The sequence below is a fragment of the Bhargavaea beijingensis genome (genome assembly GCF_900101985.1).
Classification (GTDB): domain Bacteria; phylum Bacillota; class Bacilli; order Bacillales_A; family Planococcaceae; genus Bhargavaea; species Bhargavaea beijingensis.
This window is the reverse complement of record NZ_FNAR01000008.1, coordinates 100,525-121,673: the sequence shown is the minus strand read 5'-3', so window position 1 is coordinate 121,673 and position 21,149 is coordinate 100,525. Positions and strand designations below refer to the sequence as shown.

The window sequence follows — 21,149 nt, the reverse complement described above, 5'->3', positions numbered from 1 at the left end:
TGTGCCAGATAGGCATTTGTCACGACAAGAACGAAGCCGGAAACAAGGAAAAGAAGGAGCAGCGCGGCGGGAAGAATCCCCCCTGCCTCATTTTTCTGCCGGCAGAAGATGATGCATCGTCCCCCTTTCGGTTCCGTCAACAAAGACGGCGCGGAGGGAGAGTATATTTTCTGAAACAGAGATGCTGACCGACCGTACGCCGGTCAGCATCGGCTCATGACCTTCCCCGTTCACCCGCTTGCGGACCATTGACTGCACAGGGTAATGGCTGATCTCGGTAACTTTGTCTTGACGGACCACCCGCAGCAGACTCCCCTGTTCGCCGACCTGCACCCCGTCCACGTCTTTCAGATAGTCTGCCAGTTCGTACCTGAACTGCTCCCACTCCACAGAGGACGGATCGCCGATATGATGGACCAAACCGGCGGAATACCGGAAAAACCCGGCGAACAATATGAAAAACACAGAAAAAATCGCCAGGTGAAGCAAAGCTTCGATGAATGTGTATCCCGCCTCATCCGTCCGGTTCATAGCAGCGTGACTGCCATCCGGAGGCTGCCTTGTATGAAACACAGATTCCCCCTCCCTGCATTCGCCAGTCAAACACCACACTCCCGATTGTACGCGAGCCTTCTGCCTCTCCGGTCAGGTAATGGAGGTCCACCGAATCGGAGGCGACGGAAGCAGCCTGGACCGCAAGTTTCTGCATTTCCAGATTCATGACCATCCGGTCCATCAGCGGAAAAAGAGAGGTGAAAATCACATAAACGATGAGCAGTGACAAAAGGGATTCGGGAAATGAGAAACCTCGTTCACAGGACAAATGTCACCCTCCCCTTCCCGATATGGACAATTACCCTTATTTCCCCTTCCGGAGTATGAAAATGCAGGGTGCCGAAAGCTCTTGCAGATCCCAATTTCGTGAATTCAACCTGTTTCAGTGTACTGAATTCCGACAGGAACACGCCTTCTGGCAACCGGCGCCTGAACAGGATGTCCGAGCCTGCTCCCGTGGCCACATAAATGCCTTCATTCAGAAAAACGATTTTCGTATATTCCTCGTGCGCGACAGCATGCAACTGGATAGCCTGGATATCGAGCTTCAGCTGATCCTCAAATGGAATCGGCCCGGTGTCCTGGAGGGCTTTTGAAGCGGCCGCCGCATATCCTACCCCTGTCACGGCCATTGCTATCGCCAGGACAAGAAGCATTTCCGTGAACGTGAACCCGCGGGCCAGATTAAGGGTTTGAAACGCTGACCGCGCCATTGTTTACAATAATCGTCCTTCCGTCCGAACATTTAAGGTCATTCTCGCTTTCAAGGTAATCCGGTACGAGAGCTGCAGCAGTAGCCGGATTTTCTTTGTTTTTCAGTTTGTAGGCCTGTACTTGACCTTCGACCATCTGCGCCAGTGCCTCGCAGCCGGTTTTATCTATCTCTGCAGCCCGTTTCGTGACATTGGGGATGGCCAGAAGGATCAGGACCGATATCACGAGAAGTACGATCATCATTTCGATCAATGTGAAGCCCGATTGGTTTTTCAGTCGCTTAAGCATACGTTCCCCCTCATTGTAATTCGACCATACTGTAGACAGGAAGCATCAGGGCAAGGTAGGCGCCCATGATGCAAACCGCCAGAATTCCGAACAGCACCGGCTGGATGACGGCGATCAGCCTTTCCGATTCCTCGCCGATTTTCTCGTCCATCAATTCACTGTAGACCAGCATTTCCCTCGGAAGATGGCCGCCATCGTCTCCATGGCGGATAAAAGACGGAAAATCCGGCATAAAGCCCCCGGCTTGACGCACGGCTTCATGGAGCGGATCACCCATCAGAATCCGATTGCCCACCGTCCTGATCATGTAAGCAAGCATGGAATGTTCGTCCTGTCCGGCTAAAATCCGGATAGCCTGCTGGAGTGAAATCCCCCCACCCAGAAGCGTGCCCATCTCCCGTGAAAAAACCGATGTATGTCCCATGCGGATCCACCTTGAAAGGACGGGAACGGAATGGATCGCCCGGAGCTTCCCTTCTGCGGACTTTCGCGACCACACAAGGTAAGCGATCACCGCTGCCGCCGCAAAGACACAAGCGATTCCCGCAAGGAGATCGGGTATTTTCAGCAAAAGGGCGGAAAGCGCGATCGCATCTCCTTCTCTGCCCCTTCCGGCTAACATTTTCTCCATATTCGGCATGAACAGGGTCCTGAACAGGATGAAAAGAACCGAGATAAAACCGAAAAGGACACACGGATACAATGTTGCCTTCTTTAACTTCTCCAATGTCCTTTTCTTGCGCCTGAGCCGATCTGACACCGTCCTGATCGCCTCGGAAAGATTGCCATGGCTGATGGCGACTCCCACGGGAATAAGGAGCGAAGGGGCGAGCCCGATATTTTCAAGGATTTCATCCGGTCCCTCCCCCGAACGGAGATTTCGCTCCAGCACCTGTTCGGCACTTCCCGGGTCATCCAGATGATGGGGCAAAAGCATGCGGACTGAATCGTGGAAGGTATAGCCTTCATCCATCAGCCCTGCGGCCCGGGAAAGGAACCGTTCCGGCTGATGAAGACGGTGCCCCGCCCGCCGCCGTTTAAAAGGCAGCGCCATGCCGCATCCTCTCCTTCCGGTTCAGGGTCAGATGTTCCGGCATCATAAATGGCCGCCCTTCCCTGATTGCCCGGAAAGCTTCTGCCAGCAGTTCTCCGTGCAGAATTTCGAACATCGCTTTTCTTCCGCCTGCACCGTCCTCCAGACTTTGTGCACAGATCATGGAGACCGTCTGTCTCAGCTCTTCCAGTTGGATGCCGAACTCGGTCATCCTGAACAAACTGCCCGCCGTATCACGCGAGTGCACTGTCGCCACGACGAGGTGCCCGGTCAGCGCTGCCTGAACTGCAACCTTTGCAGTATCCGAATCCCTGATTTCACCGATCATGATCACATCAGGCGAATGGCGCAAAATCGCTTTCAGCCCTGCGGAGTAAGTGATACCGGCCCGTTCGTTCACCTGGATCTGGAGCAGGTGGGGCTGGCTGTTCTCAACAGGATCCTCAAGGGAAATTACATGCCTGCCCAGTTCCTCCGCACAGTGCCGTGTGACGGAATACATGGTGGTCGTCTTTCCGCTTCCTGTCGGCCCCGTAAAAAAGATCATGCCCTGCCGCATGCCGGCGGCTTCCAGCAGCAGGGAAGCCGCCTCCCGGTCATCAGTCAGGTTGCCCACAGGCAGCGCCTCCTCGTGCGGCTGGAACCGGATGGCGGCGCTTTCCTTCAGATTCACAGACGGCAGTGTCGAGATACGGAATGAGTAGCGGGCCTCTCCGAAATCCAGTGAAAAAGCTCCGCTTTGCGGCTTCCGCCGTTCTCCGATATCGAGCGATGACAGATATTTATAAAAAGAGATGATCCGTTCGCCAAGCTCGACCGGGATCTCCGCAGCCGTGATGATCCCCCTCCCTTTTCTGTGCTGGATTTCGTAATTCCGGCCGGACGGATTCAGGTGGAGATCCGTTGCCCCCTCTCCAAGTGCCCGGCCGAGGAGTTCCACGGCTTTTTGTTCGATGAGGTTTTCCACCCCTTTGCCGCCTCCCTGCCAAGTGGATTGACAGGAAAGGACCGCACTTCCCTGTCATCTCGAGTATAGGGCGGTGAGAACCCGCGGTATAGTCAACTCGCAGACTTTGCAAAATGAACCATTTTTCGATGTCATTTTTGAAAATTGCAGTCCGGGAAGCGCCAAAATCCGCTTTTGCCGGATTACCACGGACAACTTTTTGTCACAATCTCAGATGCGGAATCCGTTTGCACCCTGCAGACAAACACTATATAATGAATGGGAGATGATTATGGCACCGTTGTAAAGGAGGGAACACGCGTGGATAATATGTTCAAGCTTTGCGGCTTCTGGACAGGAATTTTCGCGGTCATGTTCTATGTCGGAGACATGATGACCCCATCATTGCTCATGTTGGCCAGCACCGGATTTTTCATTCTTTTCGGTTACCTTAAGTTAACTGAACGCATGTACTTATATCTTTTCGGCGCTTACTTGATGGTCTTCATGGTAGGGTTCAGCTACTATACGAACTTCATCTACACACCAGGAGCAGGACATTAATTGAAAACGGTACATAAAAAAACAGCCGTCATGGCTGTTTTTTTACATGCATTTTCTGAATGGATACCCGCCTCCTGCACTACTTGCCGGAAAGAAACGGGTTCATCTGTTTTTCATCACCGATCGTGGTGGGACCCATATGCCCCGGAAGTACGGTGGTGTCGTCAGGCAGTACAAGCAGCTTTCCCCGGATCGAGTTCAGCAGCGTTTCATGGTCCCCGCCCGGAAGGTCCGTTCTGCCGATGCTCATGCGGAACAGTGCATCTCCCCCGACCAGTGTTCCCTCTTCTTCAAAATAGAACGCGACACTGCCGGGAGAATGTCCGGGAACGTGGAACGTCCTGAAACGGAAGGGACCCTCCGTCTGTCCACCGTCTTGGCCGATCAGCCGGTCCGGTTCGGATGTCCGGATATCCGGAAGATCCGAATACCGTCCGGAACCATTCAGCATCGGATCCCCGAGCCATTCCTTCTCTTCCTGATGAAGGTGGACAGGAATCCCGTAGCGGGTCCGGACCTCCTCCACTGCACCGATATGGTCGAAGTGGGCATGGGTCAGGTAAATGGCGGCAGGACGCAATTGGAGTTTCCCGATTTCGCCGATCAGCTTCCCGGCTTCCTCTCCGGGATCGAAAATCAGGCACTTGCCGTTGTCCGCTTCCGCGATATAACAGTTTGTCTGGAGCGGGCCAAGCGGGTAACGATGGAATTTGATCATTTGTCGAATCACCCCGCGCCCATTATAGCATGAGCTGCCCGGCTGGCCGGTGTTCAAATATTCGACACGAATAATACTCGACAAATGTGGGGCGTTTCATTACAATAGAAGAGGAGTTTATACGTGATCTGTATCATTATCGGACTCATTGTCAGAAGGAGTGTCACCGATGAACTTATTGATGGTTATTTTCGGGCTGATCGCGATTCTTGCAGCAATCGGAACAGTCCAGGCTTTCAAGGAACGGAATATCCTGAGCATCATCTTCAACCTGGCTGCATTCGTTGTATTTGGAGCATTTGTCGTCCTGACAATCACATTCCAGGGCTACCCGCCAAAACTGCACTGATTCCCGCAAAGGGCCGGCAAACATGCCGGCCCTTTCTTTTGGCATTGAACCCATGACGTTAAAAGGCGATTCCGGTCATTCTCCGGAATCGCCTTTTAACTTGTCCATCCAATTGACAAGCGTACCGTCCGCCGTGTCGAAAAGCATCTCTCTCATTGCACCTGACAGGCAGACTGACGTTTCCGGCGAGCACGTTATGACCGGTGAATCGACCATTACCGACGCCTTCCGGATGCCCCTTGCCGAAATCACCGCCGGCTGCCAATTGGAAGCCTCGGACCCGTCCTCGGTTTCCGCCGGAAGCAGCGTTACGAACCGTCCGGGTCCTGCCTGCTCAATCTCCGCGGGAAGCAGTCCAAGCCATTGTTCTTCAGCGGGAAGGTTCAAGACAGGCAGCCAATCATCGTTTCCGCTGCCGATCATATAGTCAATGCTGCCTTCGCCTGCCGCTTTTGCAATGGCGAACATCTTGCCGTCCGACGAAAATTCCAGTACATTGTCCGCCAACACGGTTCCATTTCCGTCCACGAGTGTCCCTCCGTCTTCCAAGTCGCCGTCATCAATGATTTCCGCAACACCATCAGCCTCCAGCCACACCGGGAAAGGCCCGGCATCTTCCACTGACTGGAGCGATTCTGTGGAGGCATCGGCCAAGAACACCTCAAATTCCCAGTTTTCATCAAAAGCGGTGATGTACAGCTTCGTCCATTCTTCCGGATTCCAAGACCAGGCGATATCATGGGATTCCACAATCAGATCATTTTCTGCTGTGTTGTCACCGACCAGCCTCAGGCGGGCTTCTCCCTCACCTGTATCGAGCCTGAGCAGCAGCCGGCCGGACGGATGGCTTTCCGCCTCGGTGATGACAAGCTCTGTCCTGATAACTTCTTCGGAAGTGCCTTTATCAGGATTGATTGCGTACAGGACGGAACCGCCTGTTTCTCCGTCTGTGACGGCCAAGATCCTGCCTTCTGCATCAAAACCCAAGACTGATGGACGTTCCGCATGATCAGGGCTGGTCTGCCTGCTTCCCCCCGGTTCTTCAGCACGTTCAGCCATTTTGCCCTGATCACGGAATGCGTCTTCGTCAGGCGAACAGCCCGCTGCCGACAAAGTGATGGAAAGCACGACAGCAAGCATCCCGTATTTCCTCAACCCTACCCCCCCAGTTTCGTTTAGTTTATGTAAAAAAGCCTGTGCGGCATTGGTTCCGCACAGGCTTCCGGTCATTCGGCTTCCCGCAGTTCTAATTCCTGCCCGGGCACCGGCTGATTCCGATAGAATCTAAGCAAGTCGCCATTGATGACCATATCCGAATATTTCAGCTCCTGCTGTACTTTTTGCATGCTTTCCTCACAGGCAGCCGGGTCTCCGGCCTCCCGTGTGGACAGATCATAGCACATTTCTCCGGCATAAATATTTTCCGGAGTGACGAATCGGCCGTCACGGAAGATGACAAATTCATCATGCTCAGGAGAGAAAATGTCTGTTCCGAATTGCAGGTCCTCTTTAGTATCAATTCCCATGAGATGCAGAATGGTCGGGCGGAGGTCAATCTGTCCTGCAAGTGTGTCCAGCGTCTCCCCTTCCCCGTAACCAGGGATGTGGATGAACAATGGCACTTTCTGGAGTTCGGCTGACAGAAGCGGCGTCACCTCTTCATCGAGGTACATGCTCATCGCCTTGTTGTGATTTTCGGAGATGCCATAGTGGTCCCCATACATGACAATGATGGAATTGTCATAGAGTCCCTTTTCCTTCAGGTCATCAAAGAAGCTCTTAAGGGCTTCATCCATATAGCGGGCTGTCTGGAAATAGCGGTTCAGCGTTTTTGAGTTTGAATCGTATTCCGGAATGTACTTGTCCTCTTCATCAAGCGTGAACGGATAATGGTTCGTGAGGGTGATCATCCGGGAATAAAACGGCTGCGGCATTTCCGCCATGAGGTCTGCGGACTGTTCGAAGAACGGTATATCCTTCATGCCCCAGTTGACCGCATCGCCTTCTCCGATCGTATAGCTTTCAATATCGTAGAAGTGATCCACGTCGAGTGCCTTGTACATCATATCCCTGTTCCAGAAGCTTTTGCCGTTCGGGTGCATGACATTCGTATAGTAGCCATTGTCACCAAGTTTTTCAGCCATCGAGTTATAGGTGTTACCACCATGCGTGAAAAATACCGCTCCGCCGCTCAGCGGGTAAAGTGAGTTTTCCACGAGGAACTCGGAGTCCGAAGTCTTCCCGAGACCGGTCTGATGATAGAAGTTCGGGAAGTAGAACGTATCTTTGTCCTGCGTCAGGCTGTTGAGGAACGGCGTAACCTCGTGGCCATTCATGTCATTGTTGATCACGAATGTCTGGAGGGACTCCATCGAAACCAAGATGACATTCCGATCTTTCGCGACACCGAACATCTCCGGATCGGGTACTGCATGATTGGCGGACGTGTAGTTTTCGATTTCTGTCAGTTCGGTTCCGTCTGCCAAGGCACGCTGTGCATGGGACTTCGACTGAATATAGATGTCATAGAGGTGATAATTGTACATCCCCAGGTTTTTAACAAGCAATTCCCGGTCAAAGCTTCGCGTGAGAAGCTGCGGTCGTTCTGTTTCGGCAAGGCCGAGGTTCAGGACGAGCAATGCCGCTGTCCCTACAAAATAAAGTCTGCGGAACATCGGACGGACCGCCGCCTTGATGGCAGGCTCACCAATTTTTCTCGCAGCAAACCAGATGATCAGGATATCCGCGAAGTAAAGCGGATCATGGATTCTCAGGCTCGACAGCACGGAAGATCCGAGGTCTCCGAAGTTATTTGTCTGGAACAGGACCGGAAGCGTGATGAAATCACTGTAAAATCTGTAGAACACAACGTTCCCATACAGAACGATTGTCATGATCGTGCTTGTGATCAGCAGATACCTGACAGTCCCTTTCCAAGTCTTCATGTACATGGAGAAGCCGTAAATGAAGAGCAGGAAGAACAGCGGGTTGATGAACAGGATAAATTCCTGCATCACATTATCGATCGCCATATTGAAGCTTGTTTTATATGTGATATAGGTTTTAAGCCATGATGCCACTACTGCAACCGCAAGCAGCAGCAGGAGTTTTGGCCTTTTCGTAGTTGCCACGTTCTGGCTAACCCCTTTCTGGTCGGTTTTCCGGTTTGGCAGGATATAAATGATTGGAATGAAGACAAACACATGACTGCTCAAATCCGGGTACCCTACTTATGACGGATGTAAACTTCATATGGTTTCATTTTAAATTGAAGTTCATAAATTCTTAATACTTCCAAAGACCTGAAAAACTGTCCCGGGCTTATTTCCCTCTTCTTAAAACAAGCAGGGATTGGGCGAATTCTTTCTGGGTGATCAGGCCGTCGGCGTGCAGCTGGCGGACTTCCATTTCCAAGAGGATCAGGTCGGCATTCCGATCGCCGGTATAGACAAACGTCCCGAAGCGCTTTAACAGCTGCATCACATCATAGACGGTTTCCATCCGGCGACCCTCCCCGGCAATGGACCACACGGCGTTCCGTAAAAATACTGTCGACAGGGATATCATGGGACTCAACCGGCACTTCCCCGCACAGCTGCTCCTCAAAAGCAAGAGAGACCTTGTGCCCGCTGAATTCCTGCAAATAGCGGTCATAATAGCCGCCGCCGAAACCGATGCGGTGACCGGTCTCCGCATAAGCGACACCGGGGACGATCAGAAGACCGATCTCTTGACTGCCGGCGGGCATTGTCATGCTTTCCGCGGGTTCGAGAAGGTCCATGTAGACGGTCTCCAGTTCTTCGTAGGAGCGGATATATCGGAATTGCATACTGCGGTCGGACGGCACGCATTTTGGCGCCGCCACCCGTTTGCCGTCTTTCCAGGCTGCTTCCACAAGCGGCCTGGTATCAAGCTCGGGAAATCTTGAGATAGTTACGCCGATTGTGCCGGCCTGACTATACCTTGGGTCGGCTCTGAGGCGACGAATGGCCTCCTGGCTTCGGGCAGCATATTCTTCCGGTCCCATTGAGCCCAATGCACCGAGTATGGTCTTCCGGATCTCTTTTTTATCCATTACAGAGCCCCCTTCAATGAAAAAACCAAAACCGGTACCGGTTTTGGCAGGATCCGCTTACTTCGTTTCGCGGTGCAGAGTCTGTTTGTTATCACGTGAGCAATACTTTTTCATTTCAATGCGTTCCGGATTGGTCCGCTTGTTTTTAGTCGTGATATAGTTGCGCTCGCCGCATTCGGTGCAAGCAAGAGTTACGTTAACGCGCATTCGGTTCCCCTCCCACTCATACAGGATAGAAATGTTTGAGCATGTAAAGTGAGCATGATTTATACGACTGTTCCATTATAGCACACAGCGTGCTGATGTCCACTAAAGAATATGCGATCAACGGCATTTTTTTCAGCGCCGAAAGCAAGGGCCGGGTGCCTTTGCGGCAGTCCCGGCCCTGCTGATCATTCACCTTCCCGGATAACCGTGTCATCAGAGGATTCTTTAAGTGTGCCCTCGGTGTTGGGACCGGCTTCTCCGTCTTCGATCCGCTGCTTTTTGAGTTCAAAATAGAAATCAGTCATTTCGCGTGCGATTTCATTGTTCGGATGCGGAATATAGCCGGTATTTGATGAAACGTTCGGGGCCAGGATCGCATAGGCGATTTCCGGGTCTTCGTAAGGGGCGAATCCGACATGTGATACGTTGATGGTCGGCTTGCCGAACCACGGATCGTTCCGGTCCGCCTCGTAGTAATTTCGCTGGGCGGTGCCTGTCTTACCGGCGGCTTTATAGCCTTTCGTATCTTTGAATGTGGAATACGCAGTACCACGCGGGTTGTAGTAGACCGTGTACATCCCCTGCTTCATGCGATCGATCTGGCCGTCAGAATTATCAATGCGGTTGAGGTACCTTGCCGGAACTTCCGTCGCAATCGGGCCGAGTGTCTTGCCGTCCGGAGACGGCTCCCTGATTTCCTTGACCACGCGCGGGGCAACCCGATATCCGCCGTTTGCAATCGTAGAGACGTATTGGGCAAGTTGCATGGTTGTATACGTGTCATATTGTCCGATGGCAAAGTCGAGGATTTTATTGGCGTCCGGCTTGGCAGGACTCTGTCCCGCTGCTTCGTTTGGAAGGTCGATGCCGGTTGGGACGCCGAGTCCGAAACCGGCAAATGAATCACGGAACCGGTCGATGGCCTGAGTATCAATGGCAAGCGGGCCGTTCCTCACATAAGAACCTCCACCGAGTGCGATAGCAATTTTCCACATGTAGACGTTGGACGACCGGGTGATGGCGGTCAGGTCAGTGACGGCCACACGGCCATACTGGTTGAACAGCGACCGCTTCGGAGACGTTCCTCTGAAATGCAGCGGCTCATCGATCATCGTCTGTCCGGCATGGATCGCTCCGTGCTCGTAACCGGCCAAGACAGTCGCCATCTTGACGGTGGATCCCGCTTCGTATGCATCTTGGAAAGTGCCAAATGTCCTGTCCCGGACTTTGTATCTGCCAGATTCTTGATCATAGTAAGCTTGCTTGCCGACCATCGATATGATTTCCCCGTTGTTGGGGTCCATCATGACAAAGAAGATCCGGTCGAACATCTGGGAGTTCCGTCCGTTTTTGATGGCCAGAACATGGCGGGAAACGACTTCCTCCGCTTTTTTCTGCAGTTCATTGTCAATGGACAGGACCAGGTCCTTGCCCGGCTGGCCCTCTTGTACGGGTACGGTCTCAAGGACATTGCCCGCTTTGTCCGTGATGTTTTTGGCGATTGTCTTCTGTCCCTGCAGGACGGATTCGTACTGCTCCTCAATGAAGCTTGTGCCGACCCGGTCGTTGCGCGAATACCCGCGGGAAAGATAGTATTCCAGCTTTTCACTCGGAAGGCCTGTTTTTGGCGTTGTTGTATTACCGAGTATGGCCAACTCGGAGTTTTTCACCCGCTCCCAGTCCGTCGTTGTGTTGACACCCGGAAGCTCGTGGAGCCGTTCGGAAACTTTTGCATATTCCTCCGGCGTCACATCGCCGCTCTTGATGATCTGCGGCGAGTAGTTGTAGCCCGATGACATCTCCCTGTAAATGGCAAGCACCTCAAGCTCCTCGTCCGTCATGGCATTCAGATCTTCTTCGGTGATCTTGTCGCGCACCAGGCTGTCCAGTTCCCTCTGGCGCTGGGTTTTCGTTTTGGTTTCATCCGAATTGATCGCTTTTTTCTCTTTGTCCGACACGCGGTCGTATGCCTCATCTTTGTTGAGAAGAATCCAGAAGTCCTTTTTGTCGCGCGTCGTGACTTCTTCCTCATCTTTTTCGATCAATTCTGCAAGGCTGCGGGCGACCTCAAGCATTTCCTCCGGCTTCGTGGACTGCTTTTTCGTATAAGTGATCGCGCGCTTCGGTTCGTTGCCGACCAAAATCTCTCCGTTCCGGTCGTAGATCCTGCCCCGTGGCACACTTGTATTGACCGAGATTTCCTCTTTCCGTTCGATTTCGCGCTTGTAGTCTTCCCCTTTGACAATCTGCAGATAGCCCAGGCGGAGGACCAGCGACGAGAACAAGAGGAAGATGGTGAAGAATAGGATGTTCATCCTGAAAGTAGTGTTCTTGCGAAACCTCTGTTTTGGTGTTTCCTGTTTAGAGGAGCGCCTGCGGCGGTTCACGCGGCTTCCCCCTTTCCCTGCAAATTTCTATGAAAATTGTACCGCAAACCAACAAAAAAAGCACACACCAACGGGACGCCCGTGGTGTGTGCGGGGTTTCCGGCACAGCCGGTTTTTTTGCTGAACGAAAAAATTACTTCGCTGCTTCGTAGCGCTTGGAAACTTCTTCCCAGTTTACAACATTCCAGAATGCCGACGCGTATTCAGGACGGCGGTTCTGATACTTCAGGTAGTATGCGTGCTCCCAGACATCAAGTCCGAGAACAGGCGTTTTGCCTTCCATGAGCGGAGAGTCCTGGTTTGCGGTGGATGTGATTTCAATCTCTCCGTTGTTTACAACGAGCCATGCCCAGCCGGAACCGAAACGGCCCTTTGCTGCTGTTTCAAATTCTTCTTTGAACTTGTCAAAACTGCCGAACTTTTTGTCAATTGCATCAGCAAGCGCTCCGGATGGCTGGCCGCCGCCGTTAGGCGAAAGAATCTGCCAGAAGAGCGAGTGGTTGGCGTGTCCGCCGCCGTTGTTGCGTACTGCTGTTTTCTTGTCTTCCGGTACGGAATCGAAGTTACGGAGAACCTCTTCAATCGATTTTTCAGCAAGATCCGTTCCTTCAACTGCTGCGTTCAGGTTTGTTACATACGTGTTGTGGTGTTTCGTATGGTGGATCTCCATTGTTTCTTTGTCGATGCTTGGCTCCAGCGCGTCGTACGCGTATGGAAGTTCAGGCAATTTAAAAGCCATTTCACATTCCTCCCGGTTTCTGATGATTAACTGCATCTCCACATTATCAAACTTGTTGCACAGCTTCAATCAAAAAGCACCGCCGAATATGGCGGTGCAGAAAACATATTAAGTGGCGACAATGACAAACAGCAAAATCATGATAATTTGGATGGCGCCCTTGACGGCAACCGATGTCAGGAAACCAATCAGCGAGCCAAGCCCGCTCCGGAGAGCCTGCTTGAGTCCTTTCCTGTTTATCAGAAGTTCGCCGGCAACCGCTCCGATAAACGGTCCGGCAAGAATACCGAACACAGGGATGACGAATGGTCCGACAAGGATACCTATCGTACTCCCCCACATACCGGCCTTTGTACCGCCGTATCTTTTTACGCCAACAGCATTGGCCAGGAAATCCGCTCCGAACAACAGGATGACAAACAAAACTTCAGCCACCCAGAACCACCATGGAAGATTTGCGAACGAGTAAAACAGCCCATAAAGAACAAAACCGAGAAAAACAAAAAGGGAGGCGGGAATCACCGGATAAACTAGCCCGATGAACGCAACCGTGAAACATAAGATGATGAGCGTCCATGCGATCATGTCCATTCAGTTCCCCTCCTTCCCTTTCGCACATTAGATGTTTCTGCCAAGGATGGCTTCCGCAATATTGACGGCATGGTCACCGATCCGTTCAAGGTTGCTAACGATATCAACGAATACGATTCCCGCCTGTGCGGAGCATTGGCCGTCGTTCAGCCGCTGGATGTGCTTTTTGCGGAACTTCCGCTCCATTTTGTCGATGAGGTCTTCTTTTTCCGCGACTTCGCGTGCGATTTCTGCGTCGTGGTGGTTGAGCGCTTCGAGAGAACGTTCGACCGTCTCAATGGTCAGGCTGAACATTTCATCAAGGTCTGCCATTGCGCCTTCCGTCATGACGACACGATTCGCTTCCCGGTAATCAATCAGTTCGATAATGTTTTCAAAATGGTCACCAATCCGCTCGATGTCACGGACGGTCTCCATCAGGATGACGTGACGCTCGGATTCAATCGCGCTGATCGGCTCTGCGGAGACTTTAACAAGGTAATCCGTGATATTGCGGTCCAGGTTATTGATTGCGTCTTCCAGCTGGTAAGCCGTCTCTGAATGCTTCTTATTGCTCGACTTCAGATAGCTGTAAGTCTCGTTCAGCCCGCGTACGGCGTATTCTCCCATCCGCAGAATTTCTTCTTTCGCCTGGCCGATCGCAATGGACGGCGATTGGGATATGAATGAAGGATCCAGATGTTTCGGTTTGAATTCAATCGATACATCGTCTCCCGGAATAAGCTTCGTCACAACAAATGCCCAAGCCCCGATCAGCGGGAACTGGAGGATCGTGTTGGCCACGTTAAAGGAACCGTGGGCAAATGCGATCTGCATTTTCGGCTCAAGCCCGAGTGCGGACGACAGCCAGCTGACGTATGCAGTAAACGGCACAAGGAAAATCATAAAGACAATGGTTCCTGCCACGTTGAACAGGACATGGGTGGCAGCCGCACGGCGTGCCGCTACAGAAGCTCCGAGAGATGCAAGGATTGCCGTAATGGTCGTCCCGATATTATCCCCGAACAGGACCGGCAGTGCGGCTCTGAGATCAATCAGCTGCTCGGCATACAGACCCTGCAGGATTCCGACTGTGGCACTGGAGCTTTGGACAATCAGTGTGAAGACCGTTCCGACGACAACACCCAGCACCGAATGCTCGCTCATCGCGACTGTCATGTCGATAAAAGCAGGGAGTTCACGGAGCGGCTTCATCCCTCCGCTCATCAGTTCAAGACCGAGGAAAAGCCCGCCGAATCCGAAGATGACTTCACCCAGGTTCTTGATTTTGTCCTTTCTGAAGAAGAACAAGAGGAAAGCGCCCAGACCCATGATCGGCAGCGCATAGGCACCGACGTCAAAACCGATGATGAAGGCGGTGACGGTTGTCCCGATATTTGCCCCCATAATGACGCCGATCGCCTGGCGCAGCTTCATGAAGCCTGCACTGACGAGGCCGACGACGATGACGGTCGTACCTGAACTGGACTGAATCAGGACCGTGACAATAATCCCGACCAGCACGCCCATAAACGGGTTCGTCGTGAATCGGTCCAATATATCTCTGAGCCGGTCCCCGGCCGCTTTCTGGAGAGCGTCCCCCATAAAGTTAATGGAGAAAAGAAAAATCCCAAGTCCTCCGATAAACTGGAATAACATTTCTGTCCAGTTGATTTCCACGAGTTCATTCAACCCCATTCGACAAATATTGATGCCTGTCCATTATGTAGAGTCTGCCTGCTGATTGTAAAGAGCGGCTTTAAAGAATTTACAATACGTTAACAATCGGACGCCACGGAGTCATAGAACTGTCGTATTCTTCATTCAGAACTACCCTTCCGCATGTTAAAATAAACAGGTTAGGGAGGCGATTGATCTGAATCTGAAGTTCCGGCAACTCTTCCTTTCGGCTTTTTATGAGCCGAAGAAACTGGCCGCATACAGGCTTCTGCCATTCGGCAAAGTCGTGAAGTATATTTTCATATTTGTGTTTTTCACGGCTGTCCTGTCGTTCGTCAATTTTTCGATATCTTCCAGGGATATCCTGGCAGATACAGAAATCCCGGCGGAAGAGCTGAAAGGCATCGGCCCGCTCCTGTATCCCGCAGCCTTTGTCCTCCAGTTTCTGATTTCCACATTTTATTTTTACATCAAAGCGAGCATCGCTGCTCTTGCAGGAATGGGCATGGTCCGGATTCGCGGACGGCGCGGCGAATACCGGCACCTTTGGCGGACATCGGCAGTCGCGCTCACCGTGCCGACGCTGATTCTTCTGTCCGATGATCTGCTCGGCGGAATCATTCCGCTTGCCACGGTCTTATCCTGGGCTGCGGCCTTTGTTTATATCTGGCTGGCGGTCGGCTATTATCCCAAAAATGGCCCGTCTAAGAGACCCGTCGCGCATAAACCCCCGGCACGTTCATAGAATGTGGAAAAGGGGGTTTTTCCATGAGGATTTTCCTGACGGCAATCGTGATTCTCATCATTTCCTATTTCATCAGAACCGATTTGCAGGAAGGAACCATTCCGAAAGCCGCCTTTTACTCGGAAGGAACCGGCATCTCCGATTGTGCGGATACACTTGAACCGGATGTAATTCCCGTGACTGTCGTCAAAGATGATACAGTCCGTTCTTTATTCGCGCTTTACCCGGATGATATGGACCTCCTCACCCGGCTGAGTGAGTTTTACAAGTTGAACCCCCACCTGAAAAACCAGCAGCCGGCTGCCGGAGAGACGGTCTTTTTGCCCCTGTCTTCCGGCAGCGGTGATACATGCAGATGACCGGGAATTCATGGCGGGCTGCATCCGGATTACTTGTCTAAGCCCGCATGCATTGATAGAATAATCCAAGTGAAGGCACCGGCCTGAAAAGGAGAGAATGAACCATGGGTGAAATTACACACCGTTCAAAAACCCGTCCGGTCCGAGTCGGCAATCTGACGATCGGCGGCAGTAATGAACTCTTTATACAGAGTATGACCACAACCAAGACGCATGATGTGGAGGCGACTGTCGCCCAGATCAAGCGATTGACGGAAGCTGGCTGCCAGGTTGTCCGGGTGGCTTGCCCAGACGAACGCGCTGCGCGTGCCATCGGCGAAATCAAGAAACAGATCGACATCCCTCTTGTAGTTGACATCCATTTCGACTACCGCCTTGCCCTGATCGCAATCGAACAGGGCGCAGACAAGATCCGCATCAACCCCGGCAACATCGGAAAGCGGGAGCGCGTCGAAGAAGTCGTAAAAGCAGCAAAAGAGAAAGGCATCCCGATCCGGATCGGCGTCAACGCCGGTTCACTCGAGCGCCATATTCTTCAGAAGTACGGATACCCGACTGCAGATGGAATGGTTGAAAGTGCGCTTCATCATATCAAGATTCTTGAAGATCTCGACTTCCATGATATTATCGTGTCGCTGAAGGCTTCCGATGTCCAACTGGCAATCGAGGCCTATCGCAAAGCGTCCCAGGCATTTGACTATCCTCTCCACCTTGGCATCACTGAGTCCGGCACACAATTCGCCGGTTCGATCAAGAGCGCTGCCGGTCTCGGCACCCTCCTCAGCATGGGAATCGGGAACACGCTGCGCGTATCGCTCAGTGCGGATCCTGTCGAAGAAATCAAGGTGGCACGCGAACTGCTGAAAGTCTTCGGGCTGTCCTCCAACGCGGCGACGCTGATTTCCTGCCCGACATGCGGCCGGATCGAAATCGACCTGATTTCCATCGCAAACGAAGTGGAAGAATACATTTCCCACATCAAGGCGCCGATCAAAGTCGCTGTTCTCGGATGCGCAGTCAACGGGCCGGGAGAGGCACGCGAGGCGGATATCGGCATTGCCGGAGCGCGCGGTGAGGGCCTTCTCTTCATGAAAGGGGAAACCGTCCGTAAAGTTCCGGAAGAAACGATGGTTGATGAACTCAAGAAGGAAATCGACAAGCTCGCCGAAGAGTACTTCGAGAAACAGCGCCGCGAAGAAGAACTGTCACTTCAGGGAGAAGGCGCAGAGTGACACCGCTCCGCCTCGGAATCGACATTGACGGAACGGTGACCAGCCCTGCTGCCCTCCTGCCGCACATCAACAGACGGTTCGGAAGAGAGTTCAAGCTGGACGACATTACCGACTACAGCCTGACTGCCTCGTTTCCAATGCTGGATCCCAAAGAGTTTGCTTCTTGGTTCAAGGAAGCGGAACCTGAAATTTACAGGACCTCTCCTGCTCATGACTATGCCAAGGAGATCCTGAACAAATGGAACCGCCTGCATGAACTTTACTATATTTCGGCACGCGGGCTGGAAGTCAGGGATGTTACGTTCAGCTGGTTCAGGGAACACGGAATCCCCTACCGCCACATCGAACTGACAGGCAGCCACCGGAAAATCGAAGCGGCCAAAAAGCACGAAATCGAAATCTTTTTCGAAGACAAGCATGACAATGCCGTCGATATCCATGAAGAAGTCGGCATTCCCGTCCTGCTGTTCGACGCCCCATACAACCGCCTGCCCGCCCCTCCCGGAGTGATCCGCGTACAGGACTGGCGCGAGGCGGACAACTGGATCAAAAAAGAATTCGGCACACAAAAAGCGTGAGGATGCAAAATCCTCACGCTTTTTTCTTTTATCCGACCATCCGTCAGCCCGCCGTGCAGCAGTCCGGGCACTGGCCGTAGACCTCGAATTTGTGGTCATCGATGATGAATGACGGAAGCGCAAGAGTAACCTGTTCCATCGGACAGATGTCCAATTTTTCGGTCCTGCCGCATTCCATGCAGATGAAATGATGGTGATGGCCATGCCGGTCACAATGCATGCGGAATTTCCGCTCTCCGCCAAGTTCGGTCTCTTCAAGAATCTTCATTTCCGAGAATGACGATAGATTACGGTATACAGTGTCCTGGCTCATTTTCGGATGTTTTTCGGCCAATGCTTTCCTGACATCTCCGGCAGACAGATACCGGTCCTCCCTCTCAAGAAGCCTGAGAATCGCCTCTCTGCTGGGCGTCCGCTTGAAACCTTCCGACTTCAGCTTCTCCATGGCAAGATTAAAGTTCACCGGTTTCCACCTCCTCATTGCGTGCCGCACTTCGGGATGCGGCCAGTTTTTTGCCCCCCAGCACGAGGAGCAGAATCGTGATCGAGATGACGACGATGGTGCCTCCTGGTGCAAGATCGAGATAAAAGGCAGCGAACAGGCCGCCGAGTACCGACAGTTCCCCGAAGACGGCTGCGTACAGCATGGCCTGCCGGAAACCCTTGGCAATCTGCATCGCGGCCGCCACCGGGATGGTCATCAGTGAAGAGACAAGCAGAATGCCCACAATCCTCATCGAGCCGGCGACCACCAGAGCCGTAACGACCATGAACCCGATGTTCAATGCCCTTGAGGAGATTCCCTGAGCCCTGGAATACTTGGGGTCGAACGACATCGAGAAAAGCTCCTTGTAAGTCAGCACGATGAACAGAATCGTGATTACGGCAACTGCCAAAATCGTATAGAGATCTTCCCGGCCCACGGCCGAGACCGATCCGAACAGATAACCGACCAGATCGGTGCTGAAACCCTGAGCCAGAGAAATAAAAATGGCGCCGAGCGCAATCCCGCCAGACATGATGATCGGGATGGCCAGCTCCTCGTAGCTTTTGTACAACTCCCTCAGACGGTCGATCAAAAGTGACCCTGCAACGGAGGAACCGATGCCCAGATAAAGCGGGTTCAGGGCAGCAAATGCGGTAACATTCTGACTCAGGAACAGGCTCCCCGCTATCCCGGCAAGCGCCACATGACTCAGCGCATCAGCGATCAGCGCCAGCCTTCTGACTACGATGAACAGACCAAGCGCCGGTGCGACAAGGCCGATGATCAGACCGGATGCAAAAGCATTCTGGAGAAATTCATAATCAACGATGGCAGAAATCATGCGTCTGCCGCCTTTCTGCCGTGATGCACTCGCCGGACCGCATGCCCGTACCATTCGCTGCGGATTCTGTCTTCCTGCCGGCTATATTCTTCGTGGGGACCATGGAAGTGGATCGACCGGTTTACACAGGCCACATGCGTCACCAGTTCGGATACCGTGTCCACATCGTGTGTGACCAGGACAATGGCGATCCCTTTCTCACGGTTCAGACGGCCCAGCATATTATAAAACGACTGCATATGTTTGCGGTCGATGCCGACAGTCGGCTCATCCAGAACAAGAAGTTCCGGATCACTGATGAGCGCCCGGGCGATAAACACACGCTGCTGTTGCCCCCCGGAGAGGTCTCCGATGCTCCGTTCCGTGAAGTCTTCCATCCCCACGGCGGCAAGGGCGCTGTCCACTTTCTCGTTGGCATCGGCCGGATAGCGTCTGAACAGACCGGTCTTCTTGACCAGTCCGCTGCGGACCACTTCTCTGACTGTTGCGGGAAAGGCGCGGTTAAACGCATTGGATTTTTGCGAGACATATCCGATTTTCTCCTTTTCCCTGAAATCGGATGAATCTTGGCCGAACAGGCGGATCTGTCCCGACAACGGCCTGATCAGACCGAGGATCAGTTTGATCAGGGTTGATTTACCCGAACCGTTCGGTCCGATAACCGCCCAGAATTCTCCCTTTTCAACGGTTAGGAAAATTTGTTCGAGCGCGGACGTGTCTCCATAGCGGTATGACACGTCTTCAAGCTCTATCAATGGTTCTGCCATGTTGCCGTCCTCTTTTCCAATTCGGAATGACTACGATTTACTCAATGAAGTATAGTACAGTTCCTTCTTGTTGTAAATGATTTTAGAATGGAGGCCCAGGATGAATTTGAATGGAATGATTGCGGATTTGAAAAGAAAGTCTGACCGGGAGCTCAGGGAACTGGCATTGGAGTACGGGATTCAGCTGTCTTCGGGAGAAGTCCGTAAGCTCCGCCCGCTTCTTGATGAAATTTCATTTTCCTTTCTCTGGACAGGAGTGCCTGAGCCGTTTATCAGGAAAGTGGAATCGATTATCGGACCGGAACGGACACGATGGATCATGGACCAGTATCTGTAATCCATCGGAAACCAGAAAATCAGGCTGCCGTTGCGTCCGTACGGGACGCGCAGGCAGCCTGATTCTGTTTACACCATGAGGGCTTCGATCGGCTCGCGGCTGAACGATCGTTCGAGCAACATGGCAATTTCATCCCGGTAAGGGGCCTTGCGGCTGGTCTTATCCGGCCCGACCCAAGGGGTCTCAAGGATTTTTGGAAGTTCCGCAAATTCGGGAAGGTGTACGATCCTTGCCAATGCCTCGAAGCCGATATGCCCAAAGCCGATGTTCTCGTGCCGGTCTTTTCTCGCTCCCCGCTCGTTTTTGCTGTCGTTGACGTGGATGACCGAAATCCGGTCCAGACCGATTGTCTGATCGAATTCTGTCAGCACCTGATCAAGGTCGTTAACGATGTCATACCCCGAATCGTGGACGTGGCAGGTGTCAAAGCAGACAGTCAGCCGATCGTTCCGTTCCACACCGTCGATGATCCTTGCCAATTCATCGAATGAACATCCGCATTCCGAGCCCTTGCCCGCCATCGTCTCAAGAGCGATCCTGACCGGGGCTTCCGCCTGAAGCACTTGATTGAGGCCTTCGATGATTTTTGCAATTCCTTTATCGGTTCCCTCTCCTACATGGGCCCCCGGGTGCAGGACAATCTGGTCGGCACCGAGGGCAGCCGTCCGTTCGATTTCGCTTTGCAGGAAGTTCACGCCGAGTTCGAATGTTTCCGGCTTGACCGTATTCCCGATATTGATGATGTATGGAGCATGGACAACAATGTTCGAAAGACCGTGTTCTTCCATATGAAGGCGGCCGGCTGCAATATTCAGCTCCTCAACCGGCTTGCGCCTTGTATTCTGGGGAGCCCCGGTGTAAATCATGAACGTCGATGCACCGTAGGAGGCCGCTTCCTCGCTGGCCCCGAGCAGCATCTTTTTGCCGCTCATGGATACATGTGAACCAATCAGCACG

The 21,149-nt window shown here is 52.6% G+C and carries 27 protein-coding genes; 7 read left to right on the top strand and 20 right to left on the bottom strand.

All coding sequences use genetic code 11. The annotated features are described in order from the left end of the window. Nucleotides 1-87: 87 nt before the first annotated feature. Genes comGF through comGA form a run of 6 tightly spaced genes read right to left on the bottom strand, consistent with a single transcriptional unit; the run spans nt 88 to nt 3,578 of the window. Nucleotides 88-531: a competence type IV pilus minor pilin ComGF gene (comGF, locus tag BLT01_RS08170; RefSeq protein WP_092096885.1), complete on the bottom strand. Its 444-nt coding sequence runs from the start codon at nt 529-531 to the stop codon at nt 88-90. Then, entirely contained in the window at nt 515-823 is a 309-nt protein-coding gene (locus tag BLT01_RS08165) for a hypothetical protein (protein WP_092096882.1), read from the bottom strand. The genes comGF and BLT01_RS08165 overlap by 17 nt, the downstream gene beginning before the upstream one ends. Then, complete coding sequence (locus tag BLT01_RS08160; protein ID WP_092096880.1) at nt 813-1,268, bottom strand: hypothetical protein; 456 nt, start codon at nt 1,266-1,268, stop codon at nt 813-815. Before BLT01_RS08160 ends, BLT01_RS08165 begins: the two co-directional genes overlap by 11 nt. After that, the gene (gene comGC, locus BLT01_RS08155; RefSeq protein ID WP_176765089.1) at nt 1,240-1,557 is read right to left on the bottom strand and encodes a competence type IV pilus major pilin ComGC; all 318 of its coding nucleotides are present in this window, start codon (nt 1,555-1,557) and stop codon (nt 1,240-1,242) included. Before comGC ends, BLT01_RS08160 begins: the two co-directional genes overlap by 29 nt. A gap of 10 nt (nt 1,558-1,567) precedes the next feature. Beyond that, nucleotides 1,568-2,611, bottom strand: coding sequence for a competence type IV pilus assembly protein ComGB (comGB, locus tag BLT01_RS08150; RefSeq protein ID WP_092096877.1), 1,044 nt, complete (start codon nt 2,609-2,611; stop codon nt 1,568-1,570). Beyond that, entirely contained in the window at nt 2,595-3,578 is a 984-nt protein-coding gene (gene comGA / locus BLT01_RS08145; RefSeq protein ID WP_092096874.1) for a competence type IV pilus ATPase ComGA, read from the bottom strand. The genes comGB and comGA overlap by 17 nt, the downstream gene beginning before the upstream one ends. A gap of 309 nt (nt 3,579-3,887) precedes the next feature. Here comGA and BLT01_RS08140 point away from each other — a divergent pair, with 309 nt between their 5' ends. Beyond that, nucleotides 3,888-4,121 (top strand): DUF2626 family protein, encoded by a 234-nt coding sequence (locus tag BLT01_RS08140; protein ID WP_376739642.1) that lies wholly within the window; start codon nt 3,888-3,890, stop codon nt 4,119-4,121. A gap of 79 nt (nt 4,122-4,200) precedes the next feature. Here the strand turns inward: BLT01_RS08140 and BLT01_RS08135 are convergent, their stop codons facing one another. Then, on the bottom strand, nt 4,201-4,839 hold the full coding sequence (locus BLT01_RS08135) for an MBL fold metallo-hydrolase (RefSeq protein ID WP_092096871.1): 639 nt from the start codon (nt 4,837-4,839) through the stop codon (nt 4,201-4,203). 169 nt (nt 4,840-5,008) lie between these two features. Here BLT01_RS08135 and BLT01_RS08130 point away from each other — a divergent pair, with 169 nt between their 5' ends. Continuing rightward, the gene (locus BLT01_RS08130) at nt 5,009-5,188 is read left to right on the top strand and encodes a DUF2759 domain-containing protein (RefSeq protein WP_092096869.1); all 180 of its coding nucleotides are present in this window, start codon (nt 5,009-5,011) and stop codon (nt 5,186-5,188) included. Nucleotides 5,189-5,263: 75 nt separating this feature from the next. Here the strand turns inward: BLT01_RS08130 and BLT01_RS08125 are convergent, their stop codons facing one another. The 9 genes from BLT01_RS08125 to BLT01_RS08085 all read right to left on the bottom strand — a co-directional run bounded on the left by BLT01_RS08125 (nt 5,264) and on the right by BLT01_RS08085 (nt 14,864). After that, the gene (locus BLT01_RS08125) at nt 5,264-6,343 is read right to left on the bottom strand and encodes a YqgU-like beta propeller domain-containing protein (protein ID WP_092096867.1); all 1,080 of its coding nucleotides are present in this window, start codon (nt 6,341-6,343) and stop codon (nt 5,264-5,266) included. A gap of 71 nt (nt 6,344-6,414) precedes the next feature. Continuing rightward, a complete protein-coding gene (locus BLT01_RS08120; protein WP_092096940.1) occupies nt 6,415-8,319 on the bottom strand; it encodes an LTA synthase family protein in 1,905 nt (634 codons plus the stop codon). Between the two features lie 190 nt (nt 8,320-8,509). Beyond that, entirely contained in the window at nt 8,510-8,689 is a 180-nt protein-coding gene (locus BLT01_RS08115; protein WP_092096864.1) for a YqgQ family protein, read from the bottom strand. After that, complete coding sequence (locus BLT01_RS08110; RefSeq protein ID WP_092096861.1) at nt 8,673-9,263, bottom strand: 5-formyltetrahydrofolate cyclo-ligase; 591 nt, start codon at nt 9,261-9,263, stop codon at nt 8,673-8,675. Before BLT01_RS08110 ends, BLT01_RS08115 begins: the two co-directional genes overlap by 17 nt. A 57-nt stretch (nt 9,264-9,320) precedes the next feature. Continuing rightward, nucleotides 9,321-9,470 (bottom strand): 50S ribosomal protein L33, encoded by a 150-nt coding sequence (rpmG, locus tag BLT01_RS08105; RefSeq protein ID WP_008299952.1) that lies wholly within the window; start codon nt 9,468-9,470, stop codon nt 9,321-9,323. A gap of 185 nt (nt 9,471-9,655) precedes the next feature. Beyond that, nucleotides 9,656-11,857 (bottom strand): peptidoglycan D,D-transpeptidase FtsI family protein, encoded by a 2,202-nt coding sequence (locus BLT01_RS08100; protein WP_176765088.1) that lies wholly within the window; start codon nt 11,855-11,857, stop codon nt 9,656-9,658. Between the two features lie 133 nt (nt 11,858-11,990). Beyond that, a complete protein-coding gene (locus BLT01_RS08095) occupies nt 11,991-12,596 on the bottom strand; it encodes a superoxide dismutase (RefSeq protein ID WP_092096855.1) in 606 nt (201 codons plus the stop codon). A gap of 108 nt (nt 12,597-12,704) precedes the next feature. After that, nucleotides 12,705-13,187: a DUF456 domain-containing protein gene (locus BLT01_RS08090; protein ID WP_092096852.1), complete on the bottom strand. Its 483-nt coding sequence runs from the start codon at nt 13,185-13,187 to the stop codon at nt 12,705-12,707. Nucleotides 13,188-13,214: 27 nt separating this feature from the next. After that, nucleotides 13,215-14,864 (bottom strand): Na/Pi cotransporter family protein, encoded by a 1,650-nt coding sequence (locus BLT01_RS08085; protein ID WP_176765087.1) that lies wholly within the window; start codon nt 14,862-14,864, stop codon nt 13,215-13,217. Between the two features lie 268 nt (nt 14,865-15,132). Between BLT01_RS08085 and BLT01_RS08080 the strand changes: the two genes are divergently transcribed. From BLT01_RS08080 to BLT01_RS08065, 4 genes are all read left to right on the top strand, one after another. Continuing rightward, nucleotides 15,133-15,591, top strand: a complete 459-nt coding sequence (locus BLT01_RS08080; RefSeq protein WP_185790771.1) for a DUF1189 family protein — start codon at nt 15,133-15,135, stop codon at nt 15,589-15,591. A gap of 23 nt (nt 15,592-15,614) precedes the next feature. Beyond that, complete coding sequence (locus BLT01_RS08075) at nt 15,615-15,950, top strand: hypothetical protein (protein WP_092096846.1); 336 nt, start codon at nt 15,615-15,617, stop codon at nt 15,948-15,950. A gap of 104 nt (nt 15,951-16,054) precedes the next feature. After that, on the top strand, nt 16,055-17,182 hold the full coding sequence (ispG, locus tag BLT01_RS08070; protein ID WP_092096843.1) for a flavodoxin-dependent (E)-4-hydroxy-3-methylbut-2-enyl-diphosphate synthase: 1,128 nt from the start codon (nt 16,055-16,057) through the stop codon (nt 17,180-17,182). Next, complete coding sequence (locus BLT01_RS08065) at nt 17,179-17,760, top strand: hypothetical protein (protein WP_092096840.1); 582 nt, start codon at nt 17,179-17,181, stop codon at nt 17,758-17,760. Before ispG ends, BLT01_RS08065 begins: the two co-directional genes overlap by 4 nt. A gap of 43 nt (nt 17,761-17,803) precedes the next feature. Here the strand turns inward: BLT01_RS08065 and BLT01_RS08060 are convergent, their stop codons facing one another. From BLT01_RS08060 to BLT01_RS08050, 3 genes are read right to left on the bottom strand one after another with little or no spacing between them, the layout of a single operon-like run. After that, nucleotides 17,804-18,223: a Fur family transcriptional regulator gene (locus BLT01_RS08060; RefSeq protein WP_092096837.1), complete on the bottom strand. Its 420-nt coding sequence runs from the start codon at nt 18,221-18,223 to the stop codon at nt 17,804-17,806. Beyond that, nucleotides 18,213-19,088 (bottom strand): metal ABC transporter permease, encoded by an 876-nt coding sequence (locus BLT01_RS08055; protein WP_092096834.1) that lies wholly within the window; start codon nt 19,086-19,088, stop codon nt 18,213-18,215. The genes BLT01_RS08060 and BLT01_RS08055 overlap by 11 nt, the downstream gene beginning before the upstream one ends. Continuing rightward, complete coding sequence (locus BLT01_RS08050) at nt 19,085-19,855, bottom strand: metal ABC transporter ATP-binding protein (RefSeq protein WP_092096831.1); 771 nt, start codon at nt 19,853-19,855, stop codon at nt 19,085-19,087. Before BLT01_RS08050 ends, BLT01_RS08055 begins: the two co-directional genes overlap by 4 nt. A 100-nt stretch (nt 19,856-19,955) precedes the next feature. Here BLT01_RS08050 and BLT01_RS08045 point away from each other — a divergent pair, with 100 nt between their 5' ends. Further along, complete coding sequence (locus BLT01_RS08045; protein WP_092096828.1) at nt 19,956-20,192, top strand: hypothetical protein; 237 nt, start codon at nt 19,956-19,958, stop codon at nt 20,190-20,192. A 68-nt stretch (nt 20,193-20,260) separates the two neighbouring features. Here BLT01_RS08045 and BLT01_RS08040 read toward each other — a convergent pair whose 3' ends face one another. After that, on the bottom strand, nt 20,261-21,148 hold the full coding sequence (locus BLT01_RS08040) for a deoxyribonuclease IV (protein ID WP_092096825.1): 888 nt from the start codon (nt 21,146-21,148) through the stop codon (nt 20,261-20,263). Nucleotide 21,149 lies beyond the last annotated feature (1 nt).